Here is a 12,054-nt window from a genome sequence, read left to right on the forward strand (position 1 = left end):
GGCCCGGGCGGCGCGACCGGCGCGACCGGCGCAGGCGGCGCGGCCTCAGCAGCGCCGGATAGCCGTTCTCGTCGGATCGTGGCCGTAGCCGGAACCGGGCGGGCAGCACCGCGAGCACGACCAGCACCACGACCAGCAACAGCCCCACCACCAGGTTGCGGCGGTATTCCGCACCGGGCGCGTTGTCGATGACGATCGTGCCGCCGGCGCCGGCCGGGACGATCCAGCCCTGCTGCCAGCCGTCGAGGCGCAACGGGGTCAACGCCGCGCCGTTCAGCTTCGCGGTCCACGAGGAGTTGGCGTTCTCCCGGACGGCGAGGAAGGCGCGGCCACCGGCGCCGATCTGGACCGTCCGGTGCTCCGCCGTCCACTCGTGCACCGTCGTCGCCCGCGGCGTGGCCGCTCTCACCTGGGCGCCCGATCCGACCAGCGCGATCGCGTCGACGAGGATGGAGGTTGGCCCCTGGTCAACGCCGAGCAGGTGCGGCCCCGCCGAGAGCCGCAGCGTGCCGCCGTCGGTGCACAGCGACACCCGCACCGGCCGCACCGAGGTGACGTCGCTCTCCCGGCCGGAGATCCGCAGGGGGTAACGGGTGCCGTCAACGACCAGGGTGGGGCCCCGGCCGCAGTCGACCAGCAACGGAGTGTCACCCGTTGGGGGTGTCCCCCGCGGCGGGGGGATGAAGCTCGCCGAGCCGCTCATCGTGAACGTCATGTCCCGGGGCACCTCGAAGCGCCGGGACAGCGCCAGCTCCTCCGAGCCGCCGAACGGCCGCGCCGGGTCGACCCGCGCCCGGGCCATCGAGAAGGCGACCAGCCCCCCGTCCGGCGCAGCGAAGCGCCGGGCCACGTCGGTGGGAAGCTGCGCGTAGTGGCGGAAGGTGACCCCGGGGATGGTGATCTCCCGAATACCGGCGCCGAGGGTGTCGTCGGTCTCCTGGCCGACCCGCGCGAACGTGATGCGGTACCAGCGGCTCGGCCCCGCCGGGACGGCGAGGCGCTGGATGTCCTCCACCGGACGCACCTCGGTGACCACCGAGCCCGCCTCGCTGGACACCCGCAGCGCCTCGACGGCCGGCCGCCACGAGCCCTCGGACAGCAGCCGCACGTCGAGGTAGGGCACGGTCATCCGCCGGCCGACATCGAGCTGGATCCACTGCCCGGCCGACGTCGTGCCCTTCGTGCGCTGTGCCGTCCACGCGGTCGCGGCGAAGCCGTCGACGGCCGCCGGTGGCGCGAGGTCCGGCGCGGCGAGCAGGTCGTAGCCGTAGGAGGACGCGGTGACGGACATGCCGCCGACGTAACCCGCGACCGTCTGGTGGCCGGCGACGTCGGCCTCGGCCCACTGGTGGGGCTCCCCCGTCTTGCCGACCGCGGTGTCGGTGGGCCCGAGGAGGTACGAATCGGCGTCGTGGACGAGTCCGAAGGTGCTGTCGCGCCGGGTCAGGGTGTCCGTGTCGACCCAGGCGGTCGTCGGGCCGATCACCTCCCCCGGCGCAACCTTGATCGCCGCCGGGCTCGTCGAGGACGTCACGGCGGCGGACGGATCGGCGGCGGAGGACAGATCGGCGAGGTCCGCGGCGAGCACGGCGGCCCGGTCGCTGCTCAGCAGGCCCTGCCCGGCGAGCTGCACCGTCGCCTCCGGGCCGCCGGAGACGACGACGGCGGTGTCCGCCGGGTAGGAGTCGACAAGCTTCGCGCCGCCCGGGACGGTCCAGACCTCCAGCGCGGGTACCCGCGCGGTCGGGTTGCGCAGCTCCGGGACGAGCCGCTCCTTCGCCGAGGCGCGCGCCGGCACCTGCGGGCCGAACGCGGCGGCCAGGGTGAGACCGGAGGAGCGCAACGCCCGGTGGAGCTCGTCGGTGGACGGGGGGACGTCCCAGTTCTTCTGTTCCAGGTCGTTACGCAGCAGGATCTGGCCGATCCCGGCCCGGGCCAGCGCCGGAGCGAGGCCCGCGGCGGACCCGGTGGCGAGCTGGCGCTCGATGCCGTCCATCAGCCGGGTCACGCCCGTGCCACCGAGCGGGATCAGGCTGCGGACCCCCCACGGCGTGCGGGCCAGCCACTGCAGCGGCTCGTCGAGCGGCCGGCCCCACTCGTACTCGGCGAACGGCGAGCCGGGCAGCACCAGTGCCCGGCCGTCCTGGGGATGGGCGGCCAGCCAGTCCGCGGCGGCCACCCAGTAGTCGGGCACCCGGGCGAACGGCCGGGGCTGCAGCACCCTGCCGGCGAGCGCCGGCGTCATGCCGCAGACCAGCGCGGCCACGGTCAGCACAACGGGGACGTTCACCGCGGCGGTCGCGATCATGTCCGCAGCCCCGCCGTGCCGGTGGGAAGCCCCGCGGGTCGTCCATCTCCGCACACGGGCGGTGAGGCTGACAGGTCGGACCGTCAGGGCGTGCGCGATCCCCAACGCGATCGGCAGCCGCACCACCGGCTGGAACTTGTAGACGTTGCGCAGGAAGCCCAGCTGGTCACCGAGCAGGTCCCGCACCGCGCCCGCCAGCGGGCTGCCCGGATGCCCCGGATAGGCCGCGGCCACCGAGACCGTGCCGGCGGCCAACGTCACCAGCAGGAACCGGCGGGCGGGCAGATCGGCCCGGGACAGCCCCCACAGCCCGATCGCCGCCACGGCTGCCGATCCGATGATCGGCACCGGCCGGGACACGTACTCGGTGGCGGCCGGCAGCCAGGGCCTGGGCAGCTGGACGTACGCCAGCCAGTCCGTCGCGCCGCGCAGGGCTTCCGCCACCGACGTCGTCGCCGTGGTCGTCTGGGCGGTCTCGGTGAACGCGAGGAAGTCCAGCCCGTAGCGAGCCTGCACCATCAGCACCAGCAGCCACCAGGCCGAGGCGAGGATGACGGCGACGACCCACCAGGCCCGCAGCGCCCAGGCCCGGCGGGTGCCGCCGGCGAACACGAGGACCACCGCCGGACAGAGCAGGACGCACAGCGTGACCGTCGCATTGATTCCGCCGGTGCCCAGGATGGCGAGTCCGGACAGGGCGGCCGCCCGTCGCGGGGACAGCCGCCGGCCCGGGTCCAGGGCGGGATCGTCAGCAGCATCGACATCATCGGCCGCCGTGGTACTGATGGTCGTGGTGGCGGCCGTGGTACTGGTGGCGGCGGCCGTACCGGTGTCGGCGCCGAGGGCGCCGTCCGGACGCAGCGCGAGGATGAGCGGCAGGGTGATCCACGGGAGCATGGCGGCGCCCGCGAGCGCCACGGAGGTCGCCCCGATCTTGCCGAGGAACATCGGGGACAGGGTGTAGGCGAGTCCGGCGAGCACCCGGGTGTGCGGCACGCCGAGCCGCAGGGCCTCGGCCAGCCGCACGACCCTCCAGGCGGAGACGGTGAGGATCAGCGCGATCCACAGCCGCTGGGTGATCCAGGCGGGTATCCCGAGCAGGTCACCGGCGCCGAAGAACGGTCCCATCGGGAACAGGTAGCCGACGTACTGGTTGGGCAGGTAGCCGAACTCGGCGAGGGAGTTCCACAGATGGGTGGCCCGCCCCATGAAGCCCCACGGGTCGAGGGGGACGTCCAGCTTGGTGTCAGCGGTCAGCTTGCCGGGGGCCTGGAGCAGAGAGAGCACCATGAAGCCGGCGGCCATGCCGAACAGGGGCCACCGTGACGTCCGCGTGTCGCGGCGACGCGGCGACGGCCGGGGAGGGTGACGGCGCGCCGAGGCCCTTCGCCGTCGTGGGGGGCCGGCGGCGGGGGGAGGGATCGCTTACTCCAAAGGATAAGGATGAAGGTCCGGTTCGCCGGACCTTCATACAACCTTCCGGGGCAGCGGGGTCACACCGCCCAGGTCCGCGGGCAGGCGCAGGGGCTTCTCGACGCCCCCCACGGCCGCCGTGAGGGCGGCGGCCGGCGGCCCGGCGGTCACCGGTTCCGCGGGTGCCGGGACGCTCACGGCAGGAGGCGGGACGCGGACCTGGGCTGCGGGGGACGCCCCGTCGCCCGGACGACCGGCGCCGCCGCGGCGGCGGGCGACTGCACCGTGGGACGCGTCACCACGAGGCCGGAAGCGGAGCGGTTCAGGTATCGCCGGGCGCGCATCACGTCGACGAGCATCGCGGGAGTGTGCCGGGTCACCCGGAACGTGCCACCGGGTATCTCCGCCCATCGGACCGGGACCTCGGTGATCCGGTAGCCGATCGACCGGGCGATCGAGAGCACCCCCACGTCGAACCCAAATCCGGAGGAGCGCGCAAGGCTGAACAGCAGCTTGGCCTCGGGACCGCGGAAGGCCTTGAATCCGCATTGGGTGTCGGCGACGTCCAGGCTGGTCAGGGACCGGGTGATCTGGTTGAAGGCCCAGCTGCCGACCCGCCGGCCACTGCTGCGGACCGCACCCGCCCCGACCCGGCGCGATCCGAGCGCCACTTCGGCGTGCTCCAACGCGGCAAGGAGCAGAGGAAGATCATTGACGTCCGAGGCGCCGTCGGCGTCCAGGAAGGCGATCGACTCACCGTGCGCGACCGACACCCCCATGCGGACCGCGGCGCCCTTACCCGAGTTCCACGGCAGCCGCAGGACCCGACCACCGGGCAGATCCGCGAGCAGTTCCTCGGCGATCGCAGCGGTGCCGTCCGTGCTGCCGTCGTCGACCACAATCACCTCGGCATCGGGGATCCTGTGCATGACCGAGATCAGCGGGGGTAGCGAGCCGGGCAGGCGCATCGCCTCGTTGTAGGCGGGGATGACGACGCTCACAGGCACGCAGTCCAAGACTCAACTCCTAGGCCGCGACGACAGAGCCGATGACTGAAGCCACCGAGGCGCAGCGGTTGGTGACGGCTGATCGAGATCAGCAAACAGTTTCAGGTGTTCTACCGAAATGTGGCAAAGCATGCATGCTAAAGTTTCCTTTCGTTTCATTTACTAGCAAGGTGGCACAATGAACATCTATTGAGTACAGATGGACATCTATTGGGCACATGCTGGGCTATCGGACGTTCATCTGTCGATGTGTAGCATACGGATGGGGGAGAACAGCTCGGACAGGGGGTGGCCGATCCCCCCGGATCGCCTCGGATCATCCTGGATCGGGCAGTCGGCGCTGTCGCCGTCGGGCGACCCGCCGGTAGTACACGGGACGGTGAACTTCCGGAAACCTTCGGAAACGCAAGGATGGAGATCAACCTGTCGCGGGGGATAACCGCGCACCGGCGGATTTCCGACGTCTACCCGCGTCACGAGGCCTCCCGAGCGGCCCGCTTCTGGGATGATCCGCCAAGGTTTCCGGCCAGAGCGGATGGAGGAGCCATGCCACGACCCGAGCGCGCAGGCCGGGCCCGGTCGCAGGCGGCCGGGGCGGGCGAGGCGGACGCGCAGCTGCGCGGTCTCATCGACGCGGGTCGCAGCAAGCTGCCCCCGAGAACGGCGATGCGGGCCCGCGACGCCGCCCGGCCCACCGACGCCGACCTCGCCGAGGCCGAGCGATCGATGGTATTGCATCGCGGATCACGCCCCACCCCGGCGACCCCGTCGACCAGCTCCACCGACCCGGTCCACCGCGGCGGCCCCAGCCGTGCCGGAACCGGTCGTGCCGGAGCCGAGAGCGGCACGACCGACCGCCGCGGCCGGGGTACCCGGAGGACCCGCCGACGCTCCGACCGCGGATCCGCCGGACCGCGTGAGAGCGGCCCTACCGAGACCGGGTCCTCGAAGAACAGGTCTCAGGAAGCCGACGACGCCGACCCGGGCACCGACGGCACGTCCCCGGTCCGCTCGTAGGCCGAGAGCATCCGCAGCCGCCGCACGTGTCGTTGCTCCCCGCTGAACGGCGTGGTGAGGAAAACCTCGGCGAACGTCAGGGCCTCCGTGACGGTGTACATGCGCGCGCCGAGGCTCAGCACGTTGGCATCGTTGTGCTGGCGGGCCAGCGTCGCCGTCTGCTCGCTCCACGCCAGGGCCGCGCGCACCCCGGCGACCTTGTTCGCCGCGATGGCCTCCCCGTTGCCCGATCCCCCGATGACGATGCCCACGCTGCCCGGTTCGGCGGCGGTGGCGGCGGTGGCGGCGAGGACGAACGGGGGGTAGTCATCGTCGGGGTCGTACTCGGCAGGACCATGGTCGACGGGCGCGTGGCCCAGCTCCACCAGACGCTCGGCGAGCGCCTCCTTCAGGCGGAAGCCCGCATGGTCAGATCCCAGATGGACACGCATGATGTGCCATCATGCCCGATCACGTGAAGATCGGGTCCTGGTCCCGGGTCCGCTTGAGCTCGTAGAAGCCAGGGGTACCGGCGACGAGCAGAACTCCGTCCCACAGTCGTGCGGCCTCCTCCCCCTTGGGTGCCGGGGTGATCACCGGACCGAAGAAGGCGGTCTCCCCCACGGCGATGACCGGGGTGCCCACGTCCATGCCCACCCGGCCGATCCCCTCGGCATGGCTGGCCCGCACCCGCTCGTCCCAGGCCGTCGAGGTCGCCTCGGCGGCGAGCGCCGGATCGGCACCGGCCTCGGTCAGGGCGGCGACGAAGGTGTTCTCGTCCCATTCCGCCTTGTCCAGGTGACGGCGACGGCCAAGCGCCGTGTACAGCGGGCGCAGGATGTCCGCACCGTGCCGGTCGACGGCGGCGGCGCAGAGCCGCGCCGGCCCCCAGGCGCTGGCCAGCAGCTGCTTGTACTGCTCGGGCATGTCCCGGTCTTCGTTGAGCACCGACAGGCTCATCACGTGCCAGCGGATCCGCACCGGCCGGATCTTCTCGACCTCCAGTAGCCAGCGGGAGGTAAGCCAGGCCCACGGACAGGACGGGTCGAACCAGAGATCGGCGAAGACCGCTTCGGTCGCGTCCGCGGGCAAGGGTACGGGCGTGGGTGAGGGTACGGACGTGGCCGCGGGGGTGTCGAGAGTGTCGGCGCTCATGTGGTCTCCTCGGTCGACGGCACCGTTCGACCGGGATCAACCCGTCAGGGTGGTGGTCACTCCCCGCTCGCGGCAAGATAACCGGCGACCCTGTTCACCATGGCGACGAACGGAACGGCGGCGATGGCACCGGGGATGCCGGCCAACACGCCACCGGCCGACAGCGCGATGACAATCGCGAGCGGGTGCAACCGCACCGCCCGTCGCATGACCAGCGGCTGCAACAGGTGCCCCTCGATCTGCTGCACGGCCAACACGACGCCCAGAATGATCAACGCATCCGGCACGCCGTTCGAGACCAGGGTCACCAGTACCGCCGCGGCGCCGGCCACCGCCGCCCCGACAATCGGGACAAACCCGCCGAAGAACGTCAGCAGGGCCAGCGGCGCGACGAGCGGGACACCCACGCCGACCAGGCCGATGGTGATACCGATCGCGTCGACCGCCGCGACGAAGACCGTCCCACGGATGTAGCCGGTCAGCGTGTTCCACGCCTCCCGACCGGCGCCGCGCACCCGATCCTCCGCTCCGTCCGGGAAGCGGGTGACGATCCAGTCCCAGATACGATCCCCGTCGTACAGGAAGAAGAAGGTCGAGAACAGGGTGACGAGCAGGCCGGCGAGCACCTCGGCGGCCACCGAGGCGCCGGAGATTACCCCGGAGACCAGGCGCCCCCGGTTGTCCGCCAGGCTCTGGCGGATGTCGTCGACCAGATTGTCGATCTGGCTCTGCGACAGGTGGAGCGGACCGTTTCTCAGGTAGCCGCGGATCTGCTCGACGCCCTCGCTGACCTGATCGCTGACCGCGGGGATCTCGTTCGCGGCGTTGAAGCCCACCGCCACCCCGACACCCACGAACACCGCGAAGAACACGAACAGCGCGGTGAGGGCGGCACCCAGCCGGTTCATGCCGAGCCGCTGCAGCCGGTGCGCGAGCGGATGGATGAGAGCGGCGATGAGCAGCCCAGCAATGAGCGGAATCACCACGATCCGGACCCGCCCCACGACCATCAGCAGGATGTAGATGGCCGCGCCCGTGACGATCAGACGCCACGACCAGCCCGCCGAGACCCGCAGCGCGACCGGGATGTGATAGTCGGCCCGCCGAGCCGGGGACTCCCTCCCGCCGGCGGGCTGCGGCCCGCCCGATGGCTCGGGCGTCGCCGCCTCAGGCATCGGCACCTCGGATGCCGCCGCGGTGGACGACCCACCGCCGGCCGGAACGGCTGAGGCCCGGCGAGCCCGATGAAGGCGCCCGGGGACGCGACCGAGCCCCGCCACCCGTCTCACCGGCGGCTCCCTTCCTGCCTTCTTCCCGCCATCCCGCGACCGCGCGGACGTCCCGATCCTCCCGCAAGCGTCCCGCAAGCTGGTCACGCGGAAGATGTCGCCATCGTGCCGCATCGGCGACCAGCGAAAGCGGGTACCCCGCGTCAATCACCACAATCCACCATCTCCGGCACCGGCACCACGGCCGACGGCCCGGCCACCACGCCCCCCGACCACCATGTCCCCCCGCCATCACGCCCCCCGGCGGCGACCGTTCTCCTCATCGGCGTGGGAGACTGGGAACACGGTGATGACCGTGTCGCAGTCCTGCAAGTCCGTGCCGTCCGAAAGGAACCGGGTGCCCAACAACCTCACCCGCGACGAGGCGCGCGAGCGCGCCCGCCTGCTCAACGTCGCCTCCTATGACGTCGAACTCGACCTGACGACCGGCCACGAGACCTTCCGCACGTCGACCGCGGTCATCTTCACCTGCGTCGAGCCCGGGGCGTCGACGTTCATCGAGCTCGCCGCCGCGAAGGTCGACGAGGTCGTTCTCAACGGGGCGCCGCTCGACCCCGCCACGGTGTTCGACGGCGAGCGGATCCGACTCGACAACCTCGCGGAGTCGAACCGGCTCACGGTGGTGGCGGACGGCATCTACTCCCGCACCGGTGAGGGCCTGCACCGCTTCGTCGACCCGGTGGACGAGGCCGTCTACCTCTACACCCAGTTCGAGACGTACGACGCGCACCGGATGTACGCCTGCTTCGACCAGCCCGACCTCAAGGCGACGTTCACCCTCACGGTCACCGTCCCGGCGGAATGGAAGGCGATCTCCAACAGCGCAGTCGCCGCGGTGGCGGAGGCCGCGATCGGGGTGCGCACCATCCGCTTCCTGACCACCCCGGTGATGTCGACGTACATCACCGCGCTCGTCGCCGGCCCGTACCACGAGGTCCGCGACCACCACGACGGCATAGACCTGGGCCTCTACTGCCGCCGATCGCTGGCCGAGTTCCTCGACCCCGCCGAGCTCTTCGAGATCACCAAGGCTGGGTTCGGCTTCTACCACCGGGTGTTCGACTACCGGTACCCGTTCGGCAAGTACGACCAGTTGTTCGTGCCCGAGTTCAACGCCGGGGCGATGGAGAACGCCGGCTGCGTGACCTTCCTGGAGGAGTATGTCTTCCGGGCGAAGGTGACCGAAGCCCGCCGCGAGCGGCGCGCCGAGACGATCCTGCACGAGATGGCGCACATGTGGTTCGGTGACCTGGTCACCATGCGCTGGTGGGACGACCTGTGGCTGCACGAGTCGTTCGCCACCTACATGTCGGTCCTCGCCCAGGTGAACGCGACCCGCTTCACCAACGGCTGGACGACCTTCGCCAACGCGGAGAAGGGCTGGGCCTACCGCCAGGACCAGCTCTCCTCCACGCACCCGATCGTCGCCGACGCCCCGGACATGGACGCGGTGCGGACGAACTTCGACGGCATCACCTACGCCAAGGGCGCCTCGGTGCTCAAGCAGCTCGTGGCCTGGGTCGGCCAGGAGGAGTTCCTCGCCGGGCTGCGGACGTACTTCCGCCGCTACGAGTACGCGAACACGTCGCTGCGCGACCTGCTCGACGAGTTGGAGAACGCCAGCGGGCGGAACCTGACCGCCTGGTCCGCGGACTGGCTGGAGACCACCGGCGCGAACACCCTGCGGCCGCGCTTCTTCACCGACTCCTCGGGCCTGTTCACCTCGTTCGACGTGGTGCAGGAGCCGGCGTCGGCGCCGCCGACCGCCTCGCGCACGCTGCGCCCGCACCGGCTCGCGATCGGCCTTTACGATCGGGACGCCACCGGCGCGCTGGTCCGGCGGGAACGGGTCGAGCTCGACGTGACGGGCAAGCTCACCGAGGTCACCAAGCTTGTCGGTGCCCGCCAGCCGGATCTGATCCTGCTCAACGACGACGACCTCACGTACGCGAAGGTGCGCCTCGACGAGCGGTCGCTGGCCACGCTCGTCGAGTCGATCGGCGCCATCTCCCAGTCACTGCCCCGGACGCTGTGCTGGGCGGCGGCCTGGGACATGACCCGCGACGCCGAACTCGCCGCCCGCGACTACGTCCGGCTCGTGCTGTCCGGGGTGACCGCCGAGGACGACATCGGCGTGGTGCAGTCGCTGCTGGCCAAGGCGGACCTGACGATCGACACTTACGGTGACCCGGCAAACCGGAAGCCCGCGCTGCGCGCGCTGACGGAACGCGCCGAGGAGCTGGCGCGCGCCGCGGCCCCCGGCAGCGACCTGCAGCTCGTCTACACCACCTCCTTCGCCCAGGCCGAGGAGGCCGACCAGGTGGCGCGGATCCGGGCGCTGTTCGAGGGCACCGACATCATCGAGGGGCTCGTGCTCGACACCGAGCTGCGCTGGACCCTGCTGACCCAGCTCGTCGCGCGGGGCGTGTACGCCGACGCCGAGATCGACGCGGAGCTCGCCCGCGACCGCACCGCCACCGGCGAGAAGCGAGCGGCGACCGCGCGGGCGGCACGGCCGACCGCGGCGGCGAAGGCGGCCGCCTGGTCGGCGGTCATGGACTCGGACACCCTGTCGAACCACTTGGCCGCCGCGACGATGGGCGGTTTCTGGATCTCCGACCAGCTCGAGCTGACCCGGCCCTACGTGGACCGTTTCTTCGACGAGATCGCTGGGATCTGGGAGACCCGCAGCTTCGACATGGCTTCTACCATCACCCAGATGCTGTTCCCGGCATCGGTGATCGAACCGGAGACGGTGGCGAAGGTCGACGCCTACCTGGCCGAGCACAACCCGGTTCCGCCCCTGCGGCGGGCCCTGCTGGAAGGCCGCGACGGGCTCGTCCGGGCGCTGGCCGCGCGCAAGAAGGACATCGAGGCGACGTAGCGTACCGTACCCGCATCACGCCGGTCGGAGCCGGCCTGGCCCCGGAGGACCCGGCCGGGGCCGGCTCCTCCGGGGCCAGCGGGGTCAGGGCGTCGGGCTGACCGCCAACGAAGGCTGCGTCGGGGGGAGGGTCCCGGCGGCTGCGCCGCCCGCGCCACCTGCCGCGTCCGCGAGCTGGCGGATACCGGCGATCAGGCCGCCGACCAGGCCGCCCAGCGCGAAGCTGGAGGCCATCGTCAACGCGGCGAGCCCGGCGGCCGAGTCGCCGATCCGCTTCTTGGCGGCCGGGGTCGTGGCGATCCGCACGAACCGCTGCCCGGGCGAGACGAGGATCAGCACAGCGGCATCCCGCCCCGCGTCGTCGACGAGGTTCGCGAGGATCCGCTCGGCGGCGAGCCGGGCGTCGCCGCGCACCGCGCCGATCCGGATGCTGACGTGGATACCGGTATGCGTCTCGGCGAGCTCCCGGGCCCGGTTCAGCCGGTCGAGCTGCTCGTGGGTGAACGGCTCACCAGTTGCCACTGGCACCACCCGCGCCGGGAAGGGCGGTCTTCGCCTGCTCGCCCTCGATCTCCTCCGGCTTGGAGCCGATCCAGATCTCGTCGTGCTCCCAGGGCTGCCCCGGGCGGTAGCGCACCGGCCCGCTCTTGCGGCTCGACCACGCGGCCAGCAGGATCGCGATGACGAACCCACCGACGATGGTGCCGCCGTAGATCGCCCATGACTGCACGGCCGTGAGCGGATCGGGGTTGTAGAGGGTTCCGATCTCCCCGGCCGAGGCGCTCACCGCGAACACCGGCACCGCGAACAGCGCAAGGCCAGCAACGGTGAGAACCCGGCGCGGCGCGATCCTGGATCGCAACCCCGGCGCGGGGTGCGCCCCCGGCCACGGGCGGGAGGTGCCGGCGAACGGCAGCCATCGGGTCTGGCGCGGTCGACGTCGAGTCACGCAGCGAAGATTACCGGGAAATGGGGTTACGGTCCTCGTCTAGGCTTGTCTTC

Annotated in this window: 9 protein-coding genes; 2 read left to right on the top strand and 7 right to left on the bottom strand. The window is 71.5% G+C overall.

Translation table 11 applies throughout. The annotated features are described in order from the left end of the window. The coding region (locus AC08OU_RS16620) for a DUF3367 domain-containing protein (protein WP_476605251.1) at positions 1-3,613 on the bottom strand (3,613 nt) is incomplete at its 3' end. A gap of 302 nt (positions 3,614-3,915) precedes the next feature. Further along, positions 3,916-4,728: a dolichyl-phosphate beta-glucosyltransferase gene (locus AC08OU_RS16625; RefSeq protein WP_476600457.1), complete on the bottom strand. Its 813-nt coding sequence runs from the start codon at positions 4,726-4,728 to the stop codon at positions 3,916-3,918. 546 nt (positions 4,729-5,274) lie between these two features. Between AC08OU_RS16625 and AC08OU_RS16630 the strand changes: the two genes are divergently transcribed. Continuing rightward, positions 5,275-5,745 (top strand): hypothetical protein, encoded by a 471-nt coding sequence (locus AC08OU_RS16630; RefSeq protein WP_476600455.1) that lies wholly within the window; start codon positions 5,275-5,277, stop codon positions 5,743-5,745. On the opposite strand, the gene AC08OU_RS16635 is transcribed toward AC08OU_RS16630, so the two are convergent. Genes AC08OU_RS16635 through AC08OU_RS16645 form a run of 3 tightly spaced genes read right to left on the bottom strand, consistent with a single transcriptional unit; the run spans position 5,688 to position 8,168 of the window. Beyond that, entirely contained in the window at positions 5,688-6,176 is a 489-nt protein-coding gene (locus AC08OU_RS16635; RefSeq protein ID WP_476600454.1) for a ribose-5-phosphate isomerase, read from the bottom strand. The two genes, AC08OU_RS16630 and AC08OU_RS16635, sit on opposite strands and share 58 nt — an antisense overlap. Positions 6,177-6,195: 19 nt before the next feature. Then, positions 6,196-6,879 carry a mycothiol-dependent nitroreductase Rv2466c family protein gene (locus AC08OU_RS16640; RefSeq protein ID WP_476600452.1) on the bottom strand — a complete coding sequence of 228 codons (684 nt, stop codon included), beginning with the start codon at positions 6,877-6,879 and terminating at the stop codon, positions 6,196-6,198. 56 nt (positions 6,880-6,935) lie between these two features. Next, a complete protein-coding gene (locus AC08OU_RS16645) occupies positions 6,936-8,168 on the bottom strand; it encodes an AI-2E family transporter (protein WP_476600450.1) in 1,233 nt (410 codons plus the stop codon). A gap of 337 nt (positions 8,169-8,505) precedes the next feature. Here AC08OU_RS16645 and pepN point away from each other — a divergent pair, with 337 nt between their 5' ends. Next, entirely contained in the window at positions 8,506-11,052 is a 2,547-nt protein-coding gene (gene pepN, locus AC08OU_RS16650; RefSeq protein ID WP_476600448.1) for an aminopeptidase N, read from the top strand. A gap of 84 nt (positions 11,053-11,136) precedes the next feature. Here the strand turns inward: pepN and AC08OU_RS16655 are convergent, their stop codons facing one another. Both AC08OU_RS16655 and AC08OU_RS16660 read right to left on the bottom strand, forming a co-directional pair. After that, entirely contained in the window at positions 11,137-11,574 is a 438-nt protein-coding gene (locus AC08OU_RS16655; protein ID WP_462188115.1) for a DUF5130 family protein, read from the bottom strand. After that, positions 11,561-12,001, bottom strand: coding sequence for a hypothetical protein (locus AC08OU_RS16660; RefSeq protein WP_476596466.1), 441 nt, complete (start codon positions 11,999-12,001; stop codon positions 11,561-11,563). Before AC08OU_RS16660 ends, AC08OU_RS16655 begins: the two co-directional genes overlap by 14 nt. Positions 12,002-12,054: the final 53 nt, after the last annotated feature.

It is taken from the genome of Frankia sp. CcMO1, from assembly GCF_977945845.1.